Source organism: Pseudomonas botevensis (assembly GCF_019145475.1).
Taxonomy (GTDB): domain Bacteria; phylum Pseudomonadota; class Gammaproteobacteria; order Pseudomonadales; family Pseudomonadaceae; genus Aquipseudomonas; species Aquipseudomonas botevensis.
In genome coordinates this window covers 60,699-82,100 of sequence record NZ_JAHTKI010000026.1, presented here as the reverse complement: position 1 = coordinate 82,100, position 21,402 = coordinate 60,699, and the positions used below count along the sequence as shown (strand labels likewise).

Below are 21,402 nucleotides of genomic sequence, written 5' to 3'. Positions count from 1 at the left end.
CGTTCCTTGTGTAATCAGGCACTTTCACTGGTCTGGGCAACAAACAGCACGACCTGCCACGGACTGCTGGTGAGTCGGGCCACCGGCGCCGCGATCACCAGCGGCAGTTGGGCGTCGAACCAGGTCCCTTCGGCGGTGACCACAAACAACCGGGTATCGTCGCCGACGCTGTAGGCCACCTGCTCGCTGCGGCTCATGGCCTGGTGCGTCAGGCCGCTCATGCGTTGGCGGCTGAGCAAGGCGATGTGCGGCGCCGAGGCAATGATCGCGCCACGCAACCAGTCGCCGGCCGCCTGTTCGCTGGCACCGTTGGGCATGCGCAGACCGATGACCAGACGCTGGCTCGGCTGATCGTCCGGCAACTCGATGGAAAACCCTTGCTCGCCGCGTTCGAACGGCAGGCTGCGATAGCCGGCGCGGATCAGTTCCAGGGTGGTTTCCAGCCAGTCGAGGACTTGCCCGTAGCCGCGCTGCAACTCGTAGAAATCCAGCGGCGCGAACGCCGGCACACCGGCCAGCAGATCGAGCGCCGACCAGGCACCGGCCAGCCCGAGCAATTGCCCATACAGGGTTTGCGGATGGGCGACGCGACTGTTGAGCGTGCCTTCGACTTCCGGCAGTCGCGCCCACAACGCGGTCAACTGGCGGCGGATCTCCAGGGCATCGTCCTGATTGCCGGCCTGCTGCGCCTGACGCAGACGCCCGCCGAGAAACAGACACTTCTCCCGAGCCCGCGCACACAGCCCGGCGACTCGTCGGCCCAGCGGTGATTCAGGCAACAGGATCGGCGTCGGCGGCGTGTAGGGCAACGGCAGGAAACCGCCGCCCTCCTTGCGGATCTTCAGCAGCGGCAGACAGATCGAATCCGCCTTGGTCAGTTGCGTACACAGGCGCGGATTCGGCCGCCACACTGTGATCGACTCGGGGAACTCGCCGCTGGTGAGATCCGGCAGCGCCTCCCCCACCAGCGACTGCAACCGCCCCTTGAGCGGGAGCAGTTGCCCGGCGCGCCACAACGGGCTGATCGCCAGGTAAACGGTGACGGTGGCGTCGTCGGTTTCGCTGATCGACGGGCCGACATCCAGCTCCAGCGCCGGGCCGACACCGGCCTGCAGATTGACCGGCAAACCATCGGGCATCGTCCCTTGCAGCGATACCACGCGCACCACCCCGGCGCTCATCGCCGAGGGGTCGAATTCCATGTGACCGACCCCGAAGAACCACGGGTTGCACGCCTGCGCCGCGTGCGCCACCAGCGCCTCGGCGCGCAGCCCCTGCAACTGAAAATGCTGCGGCAGCAACTGCATGCCTTCATGCCAGCAAACCGCGTCAGGTAGCAGACTCATACGACTCCCTTCGACTGCGCCGCAACCTGGCGGCGTACGGTAATTGCGTGTGCGAGGCTCAGTGCTCGGTGCTGACCAGGCTCATCTCGCGGCTGTCGAACTTCAGCCACGCCTCGCTCTGGTCGTCCAGCCGCAAGCGGTGCGCTCCGGGTGTGTTATAGCTGGCGAAGACCAAAAGTCCAGCCGCCCGCTTGCCCCCCAGCGGGAAGGGTTGACGGTCGATGAATTGCCCCGGCACCAGCTCCAGTCCCCACACGCTCATCAGTTGACGATAGTCGCGCTGGTACTGCTCGCGTCCGGCGAACCACTGGCTGGCACTGATGCCCGACAGTTGCTTGAGCAGGTCCGGGTCGTTGACCGCGATGAAGTCCACGGCGATGGGGGTGTCGTCGTTGGCCCTGGGCGCGACATCGAGGGTCAGGCTGTCGAGGTCGACCTTCGGCCCGAACAACGAACAGCCCGACAGACACACGAACAAAAGGGCAGCAAAAAAACGTGCATTCAAAATGAATTTTCCTTTTCTCGCGACAGTCCAAAAATGTTTTTCGCTTGCATTTTTATAGACCTGTTCTAGCGTCTTGGGTAGTTCGGTTCCTACAGCCGAATGTGGAAGGTTTGTCAAAGGAACGACAGGTCATCTGCCTCCCTTTCTAACCTGTGGTCCAGCAAGGGAAAGCGATGAGCGGGCCACCCCGATGCATTGCGCCCGCTCATCGCATCGGAGTCCGCCGACATGGCAGAAAGTACCCAGCACAAGCTCGACCGGGTTCGCCCGCCTCGGGTGCAAATCACCTACGACGTCGAAATCGGCAATGCCATCGAGAAAAAGGAATTGCCGCTGGTGGTCGGGATCCTGTCCGACCTGTCCGGCAAACCTCTTGAGCCATTGCCGAAACTGAATGAGCGGCGCTTTACCGAAATCGACCGCGACAATTTCAACGAAGTGCTCGCCTCCATCGCCCCCCGCGCCACGCTGCAAGTCAACAACACCCTCACCGGCGACGACAGCAAGCTCAACATCGAGCTGAACTTCAAACACATCGACGATTTCGACCCGGTCAAGGTGGTGGAGCAAGTCACCCCGCTGCGCCGTCTGTTCGAGGCTCGCCAGCGCCTGCGCGACCTGCTGACCAAACTCGACGGCAACGATGATCTGGACAAGCTGTTGCGCGACGTCATCGCCAACACCGAAGGCTTGCAAGAGATCAAGTCGGCCCGCCCGGACACCGCTGTCCCGGCCGCTGATGCCGAAGCCCCGGCCGAACCGCAAGCCTGATCGTCCACTTGAACGAGGGAGAATCCGCCATGCCCGCCGCAGCCCAGAATGAAGCCAGTGAAGGCTCGACCCAGACTTTGTCACTGCTGGACAAGATCATCGCCGAGGGCCGCATGGCCCATGACGACAGCCAGCAGGATTACGCCCGCGACATGCTCGCGGAATTCGCCACCCAGGTTCTCGACGAAGGCATGGCCATCGACAAGGACACCGTGGCGATGATCAACGACCGCATCAGCCAGATCGACGAGCTGATCAGCGCCCAGCTCAACGAAGTGCTGCACCACCCGGACCTGCAAAAACTCGAAGCGTCCTGGCGCGGCCTGCACATGCTGGTGCAGAACACCGAAACCAGCACCCGGCTCAAACTGCGGCTGCTCAACGTGACCCAGAAAGAGCTGCAGAACGACCTGGAAAAAGCCGTCGAATTCGACCAGAGCTCGCTGTTCAAGAAGATCTACGAAGAGGAATACGGCACCTTCGGCGGCCATCCGTTCAGCCTGCTGGTGGGCGACTACACCTTCGGCCGGCACCCGCAGGACATCGGCCTGCTGGAAAAACTCTCGAACGTCGCCGCCGCCGCACACGCACCGTTCATTGCCGCCGCCAGCCCACGGCTGTTCGACATGAACAGTTTCACCGAACTGGCCGTTCCCCGCGACCTGTCGAAAGTGTTCGAGAGCCAGGAACTGATCAAATGGCGCTCGTTCCGGGAAAGCGAAGATTCGCGCTACGTGTCGCTGGTGTTGCCGCACTTCCTGCTGCGCCTGCCATACGGCCCGGACACCTCGCCGGTGGAAGGCATCAACTACGTCGAAGACGTCAACGGCACCGACCACAGCAAATACCTGTGGGGCAACGCTGCCTGGGCGCTGTCGCAACGCATCACCGAAGCCTTTGCCAAGTACGGCTGGTGCGCGGCGATTCGCGGCGCCGAAGGCGGCGGCGCGGTCGAGGGCCTGCCGGCACACACCTTCCGCACCAGCTCTGGCGATCTGTCGCTCAAATGCCCGACCGAAGTGGCGATCACCGACCGCCGGGAAAAAGAGCTCAACGACCTCGGTTTCATCGCCCTGTGCCACAAGAAGAACAGCGACATCGCGGTGTTCTTCGGCGGCCAGACCACCAACAAATCCAAGGTCTACAACACCAACGAGGCCAACGCCAACGCGCGCATCTCGGCGATGCTGCCGTACGTGCTCGCGGCCTCGCGTTTCGCCCATTACCTGAAGGTCATCATGCGCGACAAAGTCGGCAGCTTCATGACCCGCGACAACGTGCAGAGCTACCTCAACAACTGGATCGCCGACTACGTGCTGATCAACGACAACGCGCCGCAGGAAATCAAGGCGCAGTACCCGTTGCGCGAGGCGCGGGTGGACGTCACCGAAGTCGCCGGCAAGCCTGGCGCCTATCGGGCCACGGTGTTCCTGCGGCCGCACTTCCAGCTCGAAGAGCTGACCGCGTCGATCCGCCTGGTCGCCACCCTGCCACCTCCGGTAGCGGCCTGACCGTCACCGCCCGCAGGCCTGGCCTGCGGGCGTCAACCGTTTGTCTAGCGCGATAACCTTCAGGAGTTTCAAGCGATGGATGCAATCATTCTCGACCTCGGCGGCGACATCAAAGGCGACAGCCTGCTCGAGGGCTACACGGACAAGATCGAAGTCATGTCCTACAGCCACAACGTCGCGATGCAAGTGACCAACGACGTCAGCAACTCGGAGCGGACCTCGGGCAAACCTCACGTCGGCGAGTTCACCCTGACCAAGTTCGTCGACACCTCCACCCCGTCCCTCAACGAATACTGCTGCGCCGGCAAGCCGATTCCGGAGGCCAAGATCACCATCGGCCGCAACGCCGCCGAGGGCAGCGGCAAACTGCTGCCGTTCATCATCTACACCCTGACCAACGTGGTGATTTCCAACGTCAGCGTCAGCGGCGGCACCGGTGGCAAACCGGTGGAAACCCTGTCCCTGAACTTCACCAAGATCAAATGGGAGCTCACCGCACAGAAAGACGACGGCACCAAGGAAGGCACGGCCGCCGCGACCTGGGACATGGCCGCCAACAAGCTGGTCAGTTAAGCGGACGCCCCGGCCATGGCTGGCACCGGCCTCCTTGCACCGCTGTTCGAACGCCTCGCGTCCGGCGAAGCCGACGTCGCGCAGGCGTTCGATCTGCAAGCGCTGCTCGACTCGGTACACACCGAACTGGCGCGGCTGTTCAACACCCGCCGTGGCCCACGGACGCTCACCTCCCCGCCCAGCGTGATCGATTACGGCATCGCCGACTGGAGTGCCCTGCAGCAACAGCGCAGCGATGATCGTCGACGCCTGGCGCGGGACATCCGCGAGGCCGTCAACCATTTCGAACCGCGCCTGCGTCTGGGCGAGGTTCAGGTCAATCCTCTGCCGGCGCAGCCGCAGCAGTTGAGCATTCGCCTGGTCGGCGAGCTGCGCAGCGGCCAGCGGCACTGGCCGGTGGCGTTTGTCATCGAGCCCGGTGGCCAGGGGCTGGAGGTGCGCCATGAGCGACTCGATTGACCCGCAACTGCTCGACTATTACCAACGTGAACTGACCTGGCTGCGACATGCCGGCGGCCAGTTCGCCGAGCGTTATCCGAAAGTCGCGCGACGCCTGGAACTGTCGCCCGGCGAATGCCCCGATCCGCACGTCGAACGTTTGCTGGAGGGTTTCGCCCTGCTCGCCGCGCGCCTGCAACGACGGCTCGATGACGACTACGCCGAGTTCAGCGACGCCCTGCTCGAACAACTCTATCCGTTGGCGATGCGCCCGCTGCCATCGTGCGCCATCGTCCAGTTCCAACCCGACCCAGGCAAAGGCAAACTCGACGGCGGCTATCCGCTGCCCCGGGACACGCCGCTGTTCGTCACCACCAGCCAGGGCGAGAGCATTCACTTTCGCACCAGCGCCGCCGTGCGCCTGTGGCCGATCGACGTGAGCGAAGCCCTGCTGCTCGGCAGCGATGAGGCCCAGGCACTGACCGGCGTCGCACAGGCTCGTTCGGCCTTGCGCCTGAGCCTGCGTTGCCTCGGCGAGACGCAATGGTCAGAGCTCACGCGCCTCAACACCGGCACCGAAAAACTGCGCATTCATCTGGCGGCGTCGCCGGTGATCAACGCTTGCCTGTATGACTTGCTCGGCGCCCATGCGGTGCAAGTGCTTGGCGGTACGCCGGGGAGCATTCCGCTGACGCTGAAGGGACTACCGCAAGTCGTCGGGTTCGCCGACGAGGAGGTATTGCTGCCGGACGAGGACGGCGTGCATCCGGGTATGCGCCTGCTGGCGGAGTACTTTGCCTTCCCGGAGAAATTCCACTTTTTCGACCTGCCGCTGGACGGTGCCTCCAGCGACAGCCAGACGCTTTATCTGTACATCGTTTTCGACCGTGCTCCGGCCAGTCGTCTGCATTTGCAGGCCAGCGACATCGCCCTCGGCTGTGCCCCGGTGATCAATCTGTTCCCGCGTACCTCGGAGCCGCTGCGCCCCGACGGCACCCGCAGCGAATACCGTTTGATCGCCGACAGCCATCGGGAAAACAGCGTCGAGATCCACAGCATTCGCGGTATGCGCGCCAGCTCCAGCGCCGGGGTGCAACGCCTGCCGGCGTATTACGGCAGCCAGCACAGCGGCGGCGATCAACAGCGTTACTGGCATGCGCGGCGGGTCAGCGGCATGACCCCGAACCGGCTCGGCAGCGATCTGCTGATCAGCGTGGTCGACACCCGGTTCAATCCACAAACCGACCTGCCCGACTACAGCCTCACCGCCGAACTGCTCTGCACCAACCGCCACCTCGCGCAGAGCCTGCCGGCCGGAACGCCGCTGGGTTTCGAGCGACCAGGGCCGGTGGCCTGGGCACGCTTGCGCAACCCGCCGACCCCACAGAGCCTGCCGCGCCTGGACGGCGAATCGCGCTGGCGCCTAGTGTCGCAATTGACCCTCAATCACCTGTCACTGGTCGAAGGCCCGCAGGCGCTCGATGCGCTGAAAGAGATTCTGCAACTGCATAACCTGCGCGACGAATCCAGCGCCCTGCGGCAAATCGAGGGCCTGCTGAGCCTCAGTTGCGAGCGGGTGATCGGCCATGTCGGTGCTGACGCGTGGCGTGGTTGGCGCAATGGTCTGGAGGTGCAATTGCAACTCGACCCGCAGCATTTCGTCGGCAGCAGTGCGGTGCTGTTTTGCGCGGTACTGGCACAGTTTTTTTCGCTGTACGCCACGGCTAACCGCTTCGTGCGCACGGTGCTGATGCAGGCAGACAAGGAGGTCAAGGCATGGCAACCCCAAGCCGGCATGCCCCTGTCGCTCTGACCCTGGGCCAACGACTGCGCCGCGATCCGCAGGCGTTCGAATGGTTGCAGGCCTTGTTGCTGCTCGAGCGCGAACAGCCGCAGGCCGATTCCCTCGGTTCCGGCACGTCACCGCAAGCCGAGGCATTGAAACTGCGCGGGCCGCTGACGCCCGTGTTCGCCGCCAGCCAGATCGAAAACCTGCGTGAAGAGCCGGGCGAACCGCTGACCCTCGACACGCCGATGTTCGGCCTCGGCGGCCCCGACGGCCCGCTGCCCTACGCCTATCAGGAATGGCTGCAACAACGGGCGCGGGCCAGGGATCATGCGCCTGCCGAGTTCCTCGACCTGTTCCAGCATCGGCTGCTCAGCCTGCTCTACAAAGTGATGCGCAAACACCGGATCGCCCTGGGCTTCGTGACACCCGGCGCCTCGCCGGTGCAGGCGCAATTGCGCGCCCTGACCGGGTTGTTGCCCAAGTCGCTGCAAGAGCGTCAGGCCGTTCCCGACTGCGCGGTGCTGGCCTGCACCGCGCTGTTTGCCGATGGTCGCCGCTCGCTCGCGGGGTTCGCCGCGATTGTGCGCGAGCAGTTTGAAGTGCCGGTCGAGCTGAGCGCCTACGAAGGCGCCTGGCGCGAGATTCCGCCGGCCAGCCGCAGCGTGATGAAACCCGGCGGACGCAATCTGCAACTTGGGCGCACGGCCGTGGCGGGTTCCCGGGTCTGGGACGAACACGCCGGGATTCGCCTGACTCTCGGCCCGTTGCCTTCAGCCCAGGCCGGGCGCTTTCTGCCGGACGGCGAAGCACATCCGGCACTGGCGAGTCTCGCCGGGTTGTACTTCGGCCCCGATCTGGACGTGACACTGGTGCTGCTGGTGCGCGGTGCAGGGCCAATCAAACTCGGTCGCCAGGCCCCGGCCCTGCTGAGCTGGAACGGTGGTCTGCAACGTCAGGCCAGCCTCGCGGTGCAGCGGATCGAAACCCGTCTTCGTCAGCTGGAGATCACCTGACATGGAACTGGCCAGCCTGATCGGACGCCTCAACCCGGACAACCGCCGCGCCCTCGAACGCGCCGCGCAACGTTGTTTGCAGCGCGGGCATCATTTCGTCGAGATCGAGCACCTTTTGCTTGAGCTGCTCGACATCGAGGGCGGCGATCTGGCGTTTCTGCTGCCGCGCTTCGGCCTGGAACGGGATGCGCTGACAGCGGAAATCAACAAGGCCCTGGAGCTGTTCAAATCCGGCAGCACCCGCACCCCGGCGCTGTCCTCGCACACCCTCGGTCTGCTGGAAGATGCGGTGGTGCAGGCCAGCGTGCTGGGCATCGACAGCATCCGTTCGGGGCTGTTGCTGCTGGCGTTGATCGACCGCGACGAACGCCGCAGCCTGCTGCTCAACAGCGCCTCTTCATTGTTGCGAATTCCCAAGGAAGCCCTGCGCGCCAATCTGCTGGAATGGACGGAAAACTCCCGCGAACATGTCGGCGCGCGCTCGACGTCAGTGGCAAACCCCGCGCCCCGGCAGGATTCAGTGCTGGATCAATACACCCAGGACCTGACCGCCGACGCCCACGCCGGTCGCATCGATCCAATCGTCGGACGCGACGGCGAGATCCGTCAGTGCATCGACATCCTCCTGCGGCGTCGGCAGAACAACCCGATTCTGGTGGGCGCGCCCGGTGTCGGCAAAACCGCCGTGGTCGAAGGCCTGGCCCTGCGCATCGCCGCCGGGGACGTGCCGCCGTCGTTGCAGGAAGTCAGCCTGCGAGTGCTCGACCTCGGCCTGTTGCAGGCCGGGGCCGGGGTCAAGGGTGAGTTCGAACAACGGCTCAAAGGCGTGATCGACGCGGTGCGCAGCGCCGACAAGCCGATCATCCTGTTCATCGATGAGGCTCACACCCTGATCGGCGCGGGCGGTGCCGAGGGCGGCAGCGATGCGGCCAACCTGCTCAAACCGGCGTTGGCCAGGGGCGAATTGCGCACCCTCGCCGCCACCACCTGGATGGAGTACAAAAAATACTTCGAAAAAGACCCTGCCCTCGCCCGCCGTTTTCAACTGGTGCAAGTGGAGGAGCCGGACGAAATCACCGCCGTGGAAATGCTCCGGGGCGTCGCCGCCAAACTCGAACAACACCACGGCGTGCAGGTGCTCGATGCGGCGATTCACGAAGCGGTGAAACTCTCGCACCGCTACATCTCCGGCCGCCAGTTGCCGGACAAAGCCATCAGCGTTCTCGACACCGCCTGCGCCCGCGTTGCCCTCGGTCAGCATGACGTGCCGCCGCCGCTGGAGAGCCTGCGTCACCGCCAGCAAAGCCTCAAGGAAGAAGTCGAACGCCTGCGCCGCGAGCAGGCCACGGGACTGGACCACCGTGAGCGCATCACCCTGCTCGAAGGCGAATCCACCGGCAACGTCCAGGCAATCCGCGAACTGGAAACCCGCTGGGGCGAAGAACGGGTCGCCGTGCGCGAACTGCTCGACACCCGCCGCGAACTCCTGGCCCTGAGCGAACGCGCCGACAGCGACAAACCCGATGAAGCCACCGACAGCCGCATCGATCACCTGGCCGCCGAACTGCTGCGCCTCGAAGCCGGACTCGACGCCATCCGCCAGGACGACCCGCTGGTGCCCGAGCAGGTCGACAGCAAAACCGTCGCCGCCGTGATCGCCGGCTGGACCGGTATCCCGGTCGGCAAAATGCTCGCCGACGAAGCCCACGCCGTCCGCACCCTCGGCCAGCGCATGGGCCAGCGGGTGATGGGCCAGAGCACCGCACTCAACACCATCGCCCAGCGCTTGCAGGCCTACCGCGCCGGGCTGACCGATCCGCAAAAACCGGTGGGCGTGTTCCTGTTGGTCGGCCCCACCGGCGTCGGCAAAACCGAAACTGCCTATGCGCTGGCCGACGCCTTGTACGGCGGCGAGCGCAACCTGATCAGCATCAATCTCTCTGAATATCAGGAAGCGCACACCGTCAGCCAGCTCAAGGGCGCCCCGCCGGGTTACGTCGGTTATGGCAGCGGCGGCGTACTCACCGAAGCGGTGCGGCGCAAACCGTATTCGGTGGTGCTGCTGGACGAAATCGAGAAGGCCCACCCGGATGTGCTCGAAGCGTTCTACAACGTCTTCGACAAGGGCCTGATGGAGGACGGCACCGGGCTGGTGGTCGACTTCAAGAACACCGTGATGCTCGCCACCAGCAACGTCGGCGCCGAATTGCTGCTCGACACGCCGGTGGCGCAAATCGGTTCCGAAGCGTTCAACGAAGCCCTGCACAAAGTCCTGCTGCAAGCCTTCCGCCCGGCGTTTCTGGCACGCATGACGGTAGTTGCCTATCGGCCGCTGGACGAGGCGACGCTGGAAGGGATTGTGCTGGCAAAGCTGGAAAAACTGCGCGGACGCTACAAGGCTGCGACCGGCAAGCAGTTCGAATTCGATGCCGGGATCGTCAAGGCAGTCCTCGCCAAGTGCAGCGCGGCAGGTGCGCGGGATGTCGAGAATGTGTTGATGACGCAGGTGACGGGGAAGTTGGCGGAGTGGGTGTTGGAGTAATCACTTCAACACCCACGGTAGAGCGATCAGGCCTCTGAAAAACGTGACGCCCATAAAAGGATGATGTGATGCCAAGTGGACACAAAACGGATCTCAACCTAGCGAACGTCAAATCAAAGAAAGACAAAGCGCTGACTTACATCAGGGGGCAGATTCTGAAGATCGAAAAACACTTCAGAACCCGCACTGTTATTTTCCTGGGCGAAAGCCACACCAATGACGTTGATATCGCCATCAATACTTCGCTTGTCGCGACCCCTCCCTTGCTCAGAGACAGCGCAACTCGCGTCATCTTCGAACGCCTGCTGGATGACCGGTACGAAGCCGGAACCAGCGCGAGCGTCGACATCAAGAAAGAGAAAATCGACCTTGAAGCAACGCCCCTCAAGCGAAGTGAGCGCATGGCAGCGATGATTGAAGATGCCTTTGCGAACGATGCGAAGACATTGGTGTACGTGGTCTGCGGTAGTCGGCACGGTCCTGAAATCTTCACCGCACTCGAAAAAATATGTTCAGCGGACTTTTCATACGTCATCAAGCCTTCAGTCACTGACTGAGCCGAAAAGGGAACAGATTTGTTGTCTCGGTCCTCATTCTGAACAGCAATCTTTCATGAACAACGTCAAGGAGACATGCAGCCATGCTCGGTATCCCTTATCAAAACGGAAAACGTCTTTGGCTGAGCTCGCCGAAGACTGATTGGTCGTCAGGTGCGATGATGTTTGTCTTCGGACATTCAGCCTGGAACCCACAGGACGGCTTCTACTCCCTGCCCAAAGGCTCTCAGGTGGGTTTTTATAACGATGCCGGTGAATTGATGAACGCTGCGAAAGCCAAAGCCATGATCTGGGACGCCAGCGAACTCGATCGGCCAGATACCATCGTCAAACAATTTCAATCTGTACAGAACCTGCGTTTATTTCCAGCCCCGGAGCATCTCGGCGGTGTTCGAGCGGCATTCGATTACGCCTCCCTTCACGGGAACGCCATTCCCATCCTTACATCCACAGAGGATGACCGTGGCGTTACGCTGAAAAATATTATTCAGCGCTTTCCGGATAAATACATCATCTGGCTGGGATGTCGCGGCATGCAGTTCATGTAGAAGTATCGGAAAAACATTCGGTATTCGGATCTAACACAAGCGCAGTGGTCGACTTATGAGAATCGGAAGTTTCAACGTCGAGAAAAACGGCAAGTCCTCGACCCTCGACAAGCAGACCCAGGTCGAATTCTTCATCCACAACTGCTGCACCGATGCATGGGACGCGGACATCGTTTTCCTGTGCGAAATCCATTCGGCCCAGGTCGACAACTACCGACTCAACCTGGCGGCCATCTACAAACACTACACCGTGCATGCGTTCGATGGCGGTTACTCAAACGCCTACATCGTGATGGTCAAGAGTTTTGAAGCCCTGCAAGTGTGCAGCCAAGGCAGTCTGTTCGGTTTGAACAGGGACCTGATCGCCGTCGAGGCCAATGCCGTGAAAGGTTATACCGGCTACGTTTTCCTCGCCCATTTCAAATCCGGACAGACCGGACTCACCAGAAGCCAACTCAGGTCCTGCACCGCGCTGGGTGGCCGCTGGGTCGCGACGGGGGACCTGAATCTGGACTATCAGAACGTCGGACTACTTGATACCGCGGGACTCGCTTATGACTGCTGGGGCGGCCAGCAGACCCAGAGCAAGGGCGGGATCCTGGACTGGGTTCTGGCGTCCGCCGACGTCAGCGTCAAAGTCGTCGACATCACCGGACTGGGACACATTTTCGACATGTCCGGCCCGGATCACCGCCCGATTCTTTTCGACGTCACCGGCTGAAATCCGGTTTCGCGCCGCCATTGAGGACGTTCGATGCCCCGCTCCACCGACAGCACCACCAGCCTCTCCCTCACCGCCTCATCGCTGTCGGCACTTTTCCCTGAATCGCTGTCCGGTGAGGAAGCCCTGAACGCGCTGGGTTCGCAAATCTTCACCGGCATCAACGACGGTGCGTCCCTGACGCTGACCAGCGCCATCGCCACCCACGTCACCACCACCCTGCACAACGACGCCCAACTGCGCCCGTTCGACGCCTTGGTTGCTGAAATCCGCCAGCTCCCCGCCGATGCCACCGCCGAGCGCTATCAGCTGGTATTAAGGCCGTGGCTCTGGTGGCTGACCCTGGCCAGCAATAACCGGGTGTTCCAGAACCTTGCCACATCGGACATCGTCACCACGATCTTCAAGGCCCACGGTTTCACCGATTTCAAACTGTCGCTGAGTGGCAGCTACACCCCGCGTGAATATTGCGTGCAGTACGGCGAAACCGATTTCGCTTTCGTCTCGCGACTGCTGGAGGAGGAAGGCATTTTCTGGTTTTTCACCCATGCCGACGGCGTCCATACGCTGGTGCTGGGAGACAGCAATGACGCCTTCGTGCAGATCCCCAACGGGCCGAAGGTCAAGTACCTGGGCCAGGAACTCGGCGAGCGTGAGTTACACGGCATTCGCTCAGGCCAGGTGTGTTTGCAGGCGGTAGCCGGGGTATATCGCGCGACGGATTACGAATTCACCACGCCCACCACTTCGCTCTACGATCAAGCCGAGGCGGTGGCCGGGCCGCGTTCGATCTATGAGCATCCGGGCGGCTACAACGCCAAGGCGCGGGGCGATGCGTTAACCAAGCAGCGGGTCGACGGTTTGCGCAGCGAAGAGAAACGTTTCGTCGGTGAAAGCGATTGCCGCTGGCTGGTGCCAGGCCACTGGTTCACCCTCGATGGTCACGACGATGCGAGCCTGAACATCGATTGGGTGGTGACGCGGGTAACCCATGACGTCAGCCACGACGACTATCGCAACCGCTTCGAGGCGATTCCCAAAGCCACACCGTTTCGCCCACAACGGCTCACGCCGAAACCGCGCATGCCCCCGCAAACGGCGATCGTGGTGGGCAAGTCCGGCGAGGAAATCTGGACCGACGAGTATGGCCGGATCAAGTTGCAATTCCCCTGGGATCGCGACGGCAACAACGATGAAGCCAGTTCCTGCTGGGTGCGCGTGGTATTGCCGTGGAGCGGCAAGGGTTTCGGCATGCAGTTCGTGCCGCGCATCGGCCAGGAAGTCATCGTCACCTTCATCGATGGCGATCCGGATCGGCCACTGGTGACCGGTTGCGTGTACAACGGCGACAACGCCCTGCCCTACGCCCTGCCCGCGAACCAGACCCAGTCGGGAATCAAGACCCAGTCGTCCAAGGGCGGCGGCGGTTTCAACGAACTGCGTTTCGAGGACAAGAAAGACGCCGAAGAGGTGTTCCTGCAAGCGCAGAAGGACTTGAAGATCAACGTGCTCAACGACACCACCGCCACCGTCGGCCACGACGAAACCCTCACCGTGCAGAACGCCCGCACCCGCACGGTGAAGGACGGCGACGAAACCGTCACGCTGGAGAAAGGCAAACGCAGCGTGACCATCCAGACCGGCAGCGACTCACTCGACGTGAAGGACAGCCGCACGGTGAAGGTGGGCGCCGACCAGACCCACAGCACCGGCGGCAACTACACCGACAAAGTCACCGGCGACTACAACCTGACGGTGGACGGCAACCTGACGATCAAGGTCAGCGGCACGTTGACGCTGCAAAGCGGCGGCAGTTTCACGATCAAGAGCGGCGCCGACCTGGCGACCTCGGCCAGCACCTCGATCACCCAGAAGGCCGGCACCGCCATGACCAACCAGGCCGGCACCTCGCTGGACAACAAGGCCGGGACGACGCTGACCAACGACGCCGGCATCAGCCTGACCAACAAGGGCGCCGCCTCGCAGACCGTGGACGGCGGCGGCATGCTGACCATCAAGGGCGGTCTGGTACAGGTCAACTGACAAGGAGAAGCCATGGCGATCACACCGCTGGATCTGCAGCAGGATGACAAACACCTCAAGGGTCGTCTGCAGGACGGGCAACTCGACGGTCCGTTGAACATCAAGGATGACGGTCGCCAGCAGGCGGACCTGAATTACAGCCAGGGAGAATTGCAGGGCTCGTCCCTGCTCTATCACCCCAACGGCAAGGTGTCGGCGCAGATGCCGTTCGTGCGTGACAAGCTGCAAGGTGTCGCCAGTTTCTACGCGCCGGAGGGATTTTTACAGCGTAAGGCGACGTATCGACGCGGGCTGCTGCATGGCGAGGCGTTCAACTACTTCCCCGACGGGCAACTGGCGGAAGCCGAGTTCTACCGCGACGGCGTGCGTGAGGGGCGCTATCAGCGCTTTCATCCCAACGGCAAGCCGGCGCTGGAAGCGCGCTATGTGAACGGGCAATTGCTGGAGCCGGAGCAAGGGTTTGCCGAGGATGGGCGACCACTGGGCGCGGATGGCAAGCCGATTTCGCGGGTGCGCTGGTGGTATCGGCAGTGGGCGGATCCGCAGCAGGCCTGAAAACCCAGAAGAGCCCCTCACCCTAGCCCTCTCCCAGAGGGAGAGGGAACTGATTGGGGGATATTGGCGAGTTACGCCGACATGGAAGACTTGCTGTGAATCCATAATCGACTCGGTTACTCAGATCGATGTACAACGAAAGACACCTCGGTCGGCGCCCTCTCCCTCCGGGACAGGGCTGAGGTGAGGGGCGGCGGTATTCGAATAAACGCAAAATCTCAGGGAATCAACATCTGCATCTGCCCCGGCATCACAATCTTGATCACCCCCGCCCAGTTGCACATCAACGTGCTGTTGGCATCGATCGCCGGCATTCCGCCCAGCAGCAGGGTCGGCGCACCGCCGGGGATCCATGGCGTGGCGGTCGCAGGAATGCACGGCATCGGCGTCAGCACGCCAAGCGCGGCGGCGGTGGCAGCGGCGACCATCGGATTGGCCATGCTCATGCACATGCCGAATGTGGTGACGTTGGCCAGCGGAATATGATCCATGATGTTCGCCGCCGGCATTCCGCCGGTCAGCGTGCGGTTGACCGGCAACACGTTGAGCACCGCCGGCGCGGCGCCGAAACTGCATTGCAGGGTGGCGCTGGCACAGACTTGCGGGCAGCCCATTTCAAAGCTCCTTTCTGAACAAGGCATTCGTGCTAAACCTTAGTCGCCTGCGGGCCGCTGCGCACATTCCCAAAGGTGATTATCGTCCAACACGCTAACCTATAAGACCGAACCGCGCTTGTGACGACCCGAGCGCACCATTAGATTAGCCAATGATGTCTGGCCTCCAAAATAAGCAGAAGGGATAAGCATGGCGCTTACTGACCAGTCCACCCGTATCCGCTCCGGCGAAGAACTCGATGCCAGCCTGATCGATCCGTATCTCAAGGCGCACATTCCGGGCCTGACCGGCACCCCACGGATCAGCCAGTTCCCTGGTGGCGCCTCCAACCTGACGTACCTTCTGGAATACCCGGAACAGGAATTCGTCCTGCGCCGCCCGCCGTTCGGCAAGAAAGCCAAGTCCGCCCACGACATGGGCCGCGAATTCCGCATCCTCAATCAGTTGCGCGACGCCTTCCCGTATTGCCCGAAAGCCTACGCCCATTGCACCGACGAGTCGGTGATCGGTGCCGAGTTCTATGTGATGGAACGGGTCAACGGGATCATCCTGCGCTCGGACCTGCCAGCGGAGCTGGGCCTGGACGCGGCGAAGACCGAAGCCGTGTGCAAAAGCTTCATCGACAAATTCGTCGAGCTGCACCGCGTCGACTACCAAGCCTGTGGCCTGGGCGACCTGGGCAAGCCGGAAGGCTACGTCGCCCGCCAGATCAAAGGCTGGAGCGAGCGCTACGAAAAGGCCCTGACGCCGGACGCGCCGCATTGGGAAGCGGTGAAAGCCTGGCTCAACGACAAGATGCCGGCCGACCACCCGACGTCGAGCATCGTCCACAACGACTACCGCTTCGACAACGTGATCCTCGACCCGAACAACCCGATGCAGATCATCGGCGTACTCGACTGGGAACTGACCACCCTCGGCGATCCGCTGATGGACCTGGGCAACACCCTCGCCTACTGGATCCAGGCCGACGACCCGGCGCCGGTGCAACTGATGCGCCGCCAGCCGAGCCACGCGCCGGGCATGCTGACCCGCCGCGAGTTCGTCGACTACTACGCCGAGCGCGCCGGCATCCAGATCGACAATTTCGACTTCTACTACACCTACGGCCTGTTCCGCCTGGCCGGCATCGTGCAGCAGATCTACTACCGCTTCTACCACGGCCAGACCCAGGACAAACGCTTCGCGCAGTTCATTCACATGAACAAACTGCTGGAGCAGATGAGCCTGCAGGTCATTGCCAAATCCAGCCTCTGATCGCGGCCCCATAACAAGCCTTACTACAAGGGAATCCCATGTCCAAGACTCAGTTGTTCGACCTCGACGGCAAGATCGCTTTCGTCTCCGGCGCCAGCCGCGGCATCGGCGAAGCCATCGCCAAACTGCTGGCCCAGCAAGGCGCCCACGTGATCGTCTCGAGCCGCAAACTCGAAGGCTGCCAGCACGTGGCCGACGCGATCATCGCCGCCGGCGGCAAAGCCACTGCGATCGCCTGCCACATCGGCGAAATGGACCAGATCAGCCAGGTGTTCGCCGGGATCAAGGAACAGTTCGGGCGCCTGGACATCCTGGTCAACAACGCCGCGACCAATCCGCAATTCTGCAACGTGCTGGACACCGACCTCAGCGCCTTCCAGAAAACCGTCGACGTGAACATTCGCGGCTACTTCTTCATGTCGGTGGAAGCCGGCAAGCTGATGCGCGAAAACGGTGGCGGCAGCATCATCAACGTCGCGTCGATCAACGGCATCTCGCCAGGGGTCTTCCAGGGCATCTACTCGGTGACCAAGGCGGCGGTGATCAACATGACCAAGGTGTTCGCCAAGGAATGCGCGCAGTTCGGCATCCGCTGCAACGCCTTGCTGCCAGGCCTGACCGACACCAAGTTCGCGTCGGCGCTGGTGAAGAACGATGCGATTCTGAAGCAGGCGCTGACGCAGATCCCGCTCAAGCGCGTGGCCGATCCAAGCGAAATGGCCGGCGCGGTGCTGTACCTGGCGAGCGACGCGTCGAGCTACACCACCGGGGTTTCGCTGAATGTGGACGGTGGCTTCCTGTCCTGATCCGCTGACGCAAAAGAAAAGGCAGCCCAAGGGCTGCCTTTTTCAGGCCTCCAGCACTTTCGGCAACTGCCAGCCGAAATGCACCGACAACAACCTCAGCAACAAACACGCCGCGCCCGCCAGCAACGCCGCCGCCACCGGCGGAACACCCAGCCTGCGCCCGACGATCAACACCGCGGCGCCAACAAACGCCGAGCTGGCATACAAATCCGCCTGCAACACCACCGGCACCCGCGCCAGCACAATATCGCGCAGCACCCCGCCACCGACCCCGGTGACAGTCCCCATGAGCATCGCGACAAACGGCGAGATCCCGAAATTCAGCGCCTTCTGCGCCCCGGCCACGGCAAACAGCGCCAGCCCCGCCGCGTCGAGCACAATCAGGGTCGAACCGGTCCAGGCCAACACCTGCTCGTGAAAAACAAACGCCAGCCCGCCCATGGCAAACGCCAGCGCCGGATAACGCCAGTCGGCCACCGCATTGGGCGGCGTCGCACCGATCAACAGATCCCGGGTCACCCCGCCGCCCAGGGCAACGATGAACGCAATCACCATCACCCCGAGCAGATCGAGCTGACTGCGCATCGCCGCAATCGCCCCTTCGACGGCAAACACGGCAGTGCCGACCAGATCGGCCACCAACACAATCCGCTCGACCCGACTCCTCAACGCAAACGCCGCCCGCTACTGCGTAACGCAGCGCGTCGTGGTGATGTGCCGAGTCACCTGCCCATCGGCATACACATCCCCTGCGACCTCAGTGTTTTCCAGAACCTGGCAAGTACGTTCCGGCGGCGGTGGCGGCGTCACGGGCGGGGGCGGCGGCGGACTGGCACACCCCCCCAACAGCGCAAAACCCAACACCCACGCCAACGGCGAACACACGCGTTTCCCAAGACTCTTCATAGGCTGACCCGCGATAAATGGACAACACACTCCCGCCACCGCGCATATAAGCGCCTGGCAACGGAAACCTACCCACTCATTCTTTATAGCCGAGGTGCTTGTGAGCGCCAGTGAAATGGCCACAGGGGATGGATTGGGCTGTCGATTTTGATTCGGGATTTGTGGGGTGTTTTCGTGGGGACAGATGTTTTTGAACACCCTTGAGGACGCAGCCCTCACCCTAGCCCTCCCGAAACGTCGGACCGCCCGGAGGGAGAGGGAACTGACCACATCGGCAGTAAAGAATATGTACCCCCACCAAAACCCGGTCGGCCCGAAGGCCACCTTCACGGGCAAGCCCACTCCCACAGAAAAGCAAAAACAAAAACAGATCGCGGACGCCATTAGGCCGAGTGTCAGCTCGCCTGCCGCTTTTGATCTTGCCGTGCCGGCCCCTTCGGCAGGCTGAGTGGAGGGATTTATCCGGGGGTGGGAGCGCAGCGACCGTTTGGCGCAGCCAAACACATCGAGAGGAGGTGCAGCGCAGCAAACCGTAGGCGATGCCCCCGGATGAATCCCGTAACGAAGGAACACCGAGCCTAAGCGAGGGGCCGCACGCCGGGGCCCAGACCTTTGCTTCCTTTGGGGCGTTTGCCAAAGGGAGTCGCCGTAAGGGCGAAACCGCCAGCAGCAACCCCCGAAGCAACGGATATTCACCCAAAACACCCCAAAACCTGGTCGGCCCAGAGGCCGCCAAGGTCAAAGGTTCAAGCCAAATCAGGATCCCCCGAAGGCCCGGACAACGAGTTACTCCCCAACTCATAGCGCAATTCGTCAATCAACCCCGCCATGGCCTCCGGCGTCCGCAGGGCATCCAGACTCAACCCGCTCACCACCAGATCCACCTGCCCCGAAGCCGGGTGATAAAGCTTCACCGTCAACGAATGATCCCCATCCACCGAGCATTCACACGCCAGAGGCGAAAAACTGCGCTCCAGCATCGCGCGCAACTGCGCCAGATAAATCATCCCGGCAACCTCGCCAGGCACTGACTCGAATCCGAACAGAAAAACAGGGACTGACACATAACGGCTGTTCCTTTAGCTGATTCACAGGGGACGCCACGGCAATCCGCAGACCACCGAGGCACCCCATCAGCCTAAGAACCGAAGCCGCGTGCCAACACATGAATTTGCACCCCGGCGCCTAGTGCATTTGCACCCTAGCGCTGGCCCTTGGGCCGCCGCTCGCTGGAAAACAGCCCCCGCTCGCGCGCCCAGACAATCGCCTCGCTGCGGCTGTGCACATCCAGCTTGGAATACACCGTCGCCACATGATTGCGCACGGTATTGGGCGCCAGCTTCAGCCGCGCGGCGATTTCCTTGTCCGCCAGTCCCTCGCAGATCAACCCCAGCACATCTCGCTCACGCGCCGTGAGGTCGGTGAAAGAAACACTGGGCAATTGCGGCGAGTTGACGTTCTTCACGTTGGCCAGTTTCTCGATCAAGGTACGACTGAACCACGACGCATCCTTCATCACCTCTTCAATCGCCGCCACCAGCTCCAGCTCGGTCCGCTTGCGCTCGGTGATGTCCATCAGCACCAGCAAGTAGCACAGCTCATCGTCGATGCTCACTGTATCGGCCGACACCGCACACTCCAGCACTCCGGCATCCTTGCGCCGCACCCGCACATCGACGCGGTCGACCCGGCCGGTTTTCTCCAGTGCCGCCAGCAGGCGCGTACGCTCACCCTGGTCATCGATGAATTCGAGCTGGTCGACCGTTTTGCCGATCACCTCTTCACCCGCATAGGCCAGGGTGTCGAGAAACGCCTGGTTGACGTCGATCATCCGCTGCTCTTCGGCGCTGCACACCAGGATCGGCACCGGGGTCAGACGAAAGGCCTTGGCGAAGCGTTCTTCACTCTGGCGCAAAGCAATTTCGGCCTTGTGCCGCAGCTCCATGTCGACAAAGGAAAACAGCATGCAATCCTCATCGTTCAGTTGCAGGGTTTGCCCGGCGACGATCACTTGTTTGCTGCTGCCGTCGGGCAAACGCAGTTGCGCCTGCATCTGCGGAATGGTCGCGCCGTTGCGCAAACGCTCGATGGCGAGGTCACGCCGCTCGGCCTGTTCCAGCACATCCAGCTCATAGGTCGAGGCACCGATCACCTGATCACGGCTGTAGCCGGTCATCTCCAGGAACCCCGAATTGACCTTGAGGTAGCGCAGATCGCTGAGGCGACAGATCACCGCCGGTGCCGGGTTGGCATTGAAGGTTTTTTCGAAGCGTTGCTCGGCATTTGCCCAGTCGGTGACATCGCTCATGATCAGCACCAGCGACTCAGGCTCACCGTCACGATCGGTCAACACCATGCTGCGCACGCTATGGACCCAGGCGCGCTCGTCATCCCGTGGCGCCACCTCCACCAACACATCGCTGAACGCCTCCCCCGCCGCCACCCGACTGATCGGGTACTGCTCCGGCGTCAGCGGGTGGTTGTTGCGATAGCGCAAATGAAAACGCTCGGCATACTCCCGGGCATTGCGGCCCAGATCTCCGACGCGATTGACGCCATGCATGCGCAGCGCCGCTTCGTTGGCCCAGAGAATGCTCTGGTCGAGTTCCAGCAGAATCACCCCGTCCGACAGACCGGCAATGATCTGCTGCAACTGGCGGCGATTGGTTTCGGTGGTCAGAACGTCCTGGCTCATTGGCCCTCCACAAATGCTCGCGTGTGAAAGTACGACCGCAGGCGTTTGTGATCGTGCCGATCACATCAGGGACACCCATGGATTGCCCCGGTGAGAGTGGACTTGCCCGCGAAGGCGGCCGAATGTCATGGCCAGAAAAGTCGCCTCACCAGAATCATCCGGCCATTCGCGCCCCACGCAGTTCTCGACTAACGTTAGTACCTCATCGGAT

General features: G+C 62.3%; 20 protein-coding genes. 14 read left to right on the top strand and 6 right to left on the bottom strand.

All coding sequences use genetic code 11. From position 1 onward, the window contains the following. Positions 1-14: 14 nt before the first annotated feature. Both tssK and KVQ74_RS25445 read right to left on the bottom strand, forming a co-directional pair. Positions 15-1,346: a type VI secretion system baseplate subunit TssK gene (gene tssK, locus KVQ74_RS25450; RefSeq protein WP_217834120.1), complete on the bottom strand. Its 1,332-nt coding sequence runs from the start codon at positions 1,344-1,346 to the stop codon at positions 15-17. A gap of 58 nt (positions 1,347-1,404) precedes the next feature. Continuing rightward, complete coding sequence (locus tag KVQ74_RS25445) at positions 1,405-1,851, bottom strand: type VI secretion protein (protein WP_217834119.1); 447 nt, start codon at positions 1,849-1,851, stop codon at positions 1,405-1,407. A gap of 228 nt (positions 1,852-2,079) precedes the next feature. Between KVQ74_RS25445 and tssB the strand changes: the two genes are divergently transcribed. The 12 genes from tssB (at position 2,080) to KVQ74_RS25385 (ending at position 14,912) form a co-directional block, all read left to right on the top strand. Further along, positions 2,080-2,622 (top strand): type VI secretion system contractile sheath small subunit, encoded by a 543-nt coding sequence (gene tssB, locus KVQ74_RS25440; protein WP_217834118.1) that lies wholly within the window; start codon positions 2,080-2,082, stop codon positions 2,620-2,622. 29 nt (positions 2,623-2,651) lie between these two features. Next, positions 2,652-4,133, top strand: a complete 1,482-nt coding sequence (gene tssC, locus KVQ74_RS25435) for a type VI secretion system contractile sheath large subunit (protein WP_217834117.1) — start codon at positions 2,652-2,654, stop codon at positions 4,131-4,133. 75 nt (positions 4,134-4,208) lie between these two features. Then, positions 4,209-4,706, top strand: a complete 498-nt coding sequence (locus KVQ74_RS25430; RefSeq protein WP_217834116.1) for an Hcp family type VI secretion system effector — start codon at positions 4,209-4,211, stop codon at positions 4,704-4,706. A 15-nt stretch (positions 4,707-4,721) separates the two neighbouring features. Beyond that, positions 4,722-5,165, top strand: a complete 444-nt coding sequence (gene tssE / locus KVQ74_RS25425) for a type VI secretion system baseplate subunit TssE (RefSeq protein ID WP_217834115.1) — start codon at positions 4,722-4,724, stop codon at positions 5,163-5,165. Beyond that, positions 5,149-6,957, top strand: a complete 1,809-nt coding sequence (gene tssF / locus KVQ74_RS25420; protein WP_217834114.1) for a type VI secretion system baseplate subunit TssF — start codon at positions 5,149-5,151, stop codon at positions 6,955-6,957. The genes tssE and tssF overlap by 17 nt, the downstream gene beginning before the upstream one ends. Beyond that, on the top strand, positions 6,921-7,946 hold the full coding sequence (tssG, locus tag KVQ74_RS25415; RefSeq protein ID WP_217834113.1) for a type VI secretion system baseplate subunit TssG: 1,026 nt from the start codon (positions 6,921-6,923) through the stop codon (positions 7,944-7,946). The genes tssF and tssG overlap by 37 nt, the downstream gene beginning before the upstream one ends. Before the next feature lies 1 nt (position 7,947). Then, the gene (gene tssH, locus KVQ74_RS25410; protein ID WP_217834112.1) at positions 7,948-10,488 is read left to right on the top strand and encodes a type VI secretion system ATPase TssH; all 2,541 of its coding nucleotides are present in this window, start codon (positions 7,948-7,950) and stop codon (positions 10,486-10,488) included. A 68-nt stretch (positions 10,489-10,556) separates the two neighbouring features. After that, positions 10,557-11,045 carry a hypothetical protein gene (locus tag KVQ74_RS25405; protein WP_217834111.1) on the top strand — a complete coding sequence of 163 codons (489 nt, stop codon included), beginning with the start codon at positions 10,557-10,559 and terminating at the stop codon, positions 11,043-11,045. An 83-nt stretch (positions 11,046-11,128) separates the two neighbouring features. Next, entirely contained in the window at positions 11,129-11,593 is a 465-nt protein-coding gene (locus KVQ74_RS25400) for a putative adhesin (protein ID WP_217834110.1), read from the top strand. A 55-nt stretch (positions 11,594-11,648) separates the two neighbouring features. Continuing rightward, on the top strand, positions 11,649-12,314 hold the full coding sequence (locus KVQ74_RS25395) for an endonuclease/exonuclease/phosphatase family protein (protein ID WP_217834109.1): 666 nt from the start codon (positions 11,649-11,651) through the stop codon (positions 12,312-12,314). A 33-nt stretch (positions 12,315-12,347) separates the two neighbouring features. Beyond that, positions 12,348-14,357: a type VI secretion system tip protein VgrG gene (gene tssI / locus KVQ74_RS25390; protein ID WP_217834108.1), complete on the top strand. Its 2,010-nt coding sequence runs from the start codon at positions 12,348-12,350 to the stop codon at positions 14,355-14,357. A gap of 12 nt (positions 14,358-14,369) precedes the next feature. Further along, positions 14,370-14,912 carry a toxin-antitoxin system YwqK family antitoxin gene (locus KVQ74_RS25385; RefSeq protein WP_217834107.1) on the top strand — a complete coding sequence of 181 codons (543 nt, stop codon included), beginning with the start codon at positions 14,370-14,372 and terminating at the stop codon, positions 14,910-14,912. A gap of 218 nt (positions 14,913-15,130) precedes the next feature. Here KVQ74_RS25385 and KVQ74_RS25380 read toward each other — a convergent pair whose 3' ends face one another. Beyond that, positions 15,131-15,526 carry a DUF4280 domain-containing protein gene (locus KVQ74_RS25380; protein ID WP_217834106.1) on the bottom strand — a complete coding sequence of 132 codons (396 nt, stop codon included), beginning with the start codon at positions 15,524-15,526 and terminating at the stop codon, positions 15,131-15,133. Positions 15,527-15,716: 190 nt separating this feature from the next. Here KVQ74_RS25380 and KVQ74_RS25375 point away from each other — a divergent pair, with 190 nt between their 5' ends. Both KVQ74_RS25375 and KVQ74_RS25370 read left to right on the top strand, forming a co-directional pair. Then, positions 15,717-16,784 (top strand): phosphotransferase family protein, encoded by a 1,068-nt coding sequence (locus KVQ74_RS25375; protein ID WP_217834105.1) that lies wholly within the window; start codon positions 15,717-15,719, stop codon positions 16,782-16,784. 38 nt (positions 16,785-16,822) lie between these two features. Continuing rightward, on the top strand, positions 16,823-17,590 hold the full coding sequence (locus tag KVQ74_RS25370; protein ID WP_217834104.1) for an SDR family oxidoreductase: 768 nt from the start codon (positions 16,823-16,825) through the stop codon (positions 17,588-17,590). A gap of 42 nt (positions 17,591-17,632) precedes the next feature. Here the strand turns inward: KVQ74_RS25370 and KVQ74_RS25365 are convergent, their stop codons facing one another. The 3 genes from KVQ74_RS25365 to KVQ74_RS25355 form a co-directional block, all read right to left on the bottom strand. Beyond that, positions 17,633-18,229: a trimeric intracellular cation channel family protein gene (locus KVQ74_RS25365; protein ID WP_318837876.1), complete on the bottom strand. Its 597-nt coding sequence runs from the start codon at positions 18,227-18,229 to the stop codon at positions 17,633-17,635. Positions 18,230-19,242: 1,013 nt separating this feature from the next. Then, positions 19,243-19,503, bottom strand: coding sequence for a DUF1652 domain-containing protein (locus KVQ74_RS25360; RefSeq protein WP_217834136.1), 261 nt, complete (start codon positions 19,501-19,503; stop codon positions 19,243-19,245). Positions 19,504-19,697: 194 nt separating this feature from the next. Next, positions 19,698-21,191: a helix-turn-helix transcriptional regulator gene (locus tag KVQ74_RS25355; protein ID WP_217834102.1), complete on the bottom strand. Its 1,494-nt coding sequence runs from the start codon at positions 21,189-21,191 to the stop codon at positions 19,698-19,700. Between the last annotated feature and the right edge of the window lie 211 nt (positions 21,192-21,402).

Bases quoted from the DNA above. Each gene is read 5' to 3' on its own strand.
- tssK (WP_217834120.1), bottom strand. From the start codon at position 1,346: ATGAGTCTGCTACCTGACGCGGTTTGCTGGCATGAAGGCATGCAGTTG.
- tssB (WP_217834118.1), top strand. From the start codon at position 2,080: ATGGCAGAAAGTACCCAGCACAAGCTCGACCGGGTTCGCCCGCCTCGG.
- tssC (WP_217834117.1), top strand. From the start codon at position 2,652: ATGCCCGCCGCAGCCCAGAATGAAGCCAGTGAAGGCTCGACCCAGACT.
- KVQ74_RS25430 (WP_217834116.1), top strand. From the start codon at position 4,209: ATGGATGCAATCATTCTCGACCTCGGCGGCGACATCAAAGGCGACAGC.
- tssE (WP_217834115.1), top strand. From the start codon at position 4,722: ATGGCTGGCACCGGCCTCCTTGCACCGCTGTTCGAACGCCTCGCGTCC.
- tssF (WP_217834114.1), top strand. From the start codon at position 5,149: ATGAGCGACTCGATTGACCCGCAACTGCTCGACTATTACCAACGTGAA.
- tssG (WP_217834113.1), top strand. From the start codon at position 6,921: ATGGCAACCCCAAGCCGGCATGCCCCTGTCGCTCTGACCCTGGGCCAA.
- tssH (WP_217834112.1), top strand. From the start codon at position 7,948: ATGGAACTGGCCAGCCTGATCGGACGCCTCAACCCGGACAACCGCCGC.
- KVQ74_RS25405 (WP_217834111.1), top strand. From the start codon at position 10,557: ATGCCAAGTGGACACAAAACGGATCTCAACCTAGCGAACGTCAAATCA.
- KVQ74_RS25400 (WP_217834110.1), top strand. From the start codon at position 11,129: ATGCTCGGTATCCCTTATCAAAACGGAAAACGTCTTTGGCTGAGCTCG.
- KVQ74_RS25395 (WP_217834109.1), top strand. From the start codon at position 11,649: ATGAGAATCGGAAGTTTCAACGTCGAGAAAAACGGCAAGTCCTCGACC.
- tssI (WP_217834108.1), top strand. From the start codon at position 12,348: ATGCCCCGCTCCACCGACAGCACCACCAGCCTCTCCCTCACCGCCTCA.
- KVQ74_RS25385 (WP_217834107.1), top strand. From the start codon at position 14,370: ATGGCGATCACACCGCTGGATCTGCAGCAGGATGACAAACACCTCAAG.
- KVQ74_RS25380 (WP_217834106.1), bottom strand. From the start codon at position 15,526: ATGGGCTGCCCGCAAGTCTGTGCCAGCGCCACCCTGCAATGCAGTTTC.
- KVQ74_RS25375 (WP_217834105.1), top strand. From the start codon at position 15,717: ATGGCGCTTACTGACCAGTCCACCCGTATCCGCTCCGGCGAAGAACTC.
- KVQ74_RS25370 (WP_217834104.1), top strand. From the start codon at position 16,823: ATGTCCAAGACTCAGTTGTTCGACCTCGACGGCAAGATCGCTTTCGTC.
- KVQ74_RS25360 (WP_217834136.1), bottom strand. From the start codon at position 19,503: ATGATTTATCTGGCGCAGTTGCGCGCGATGCTGGAGCGCAGTTTTTCG.
- KVQ74_RS25355 (WP_217834102.1), bottom strand. From the start codon at position 21,191: ATGAGCCAGGACGTTCTGACCACCGAAACCAATCGCCGCCAGTTGCAG.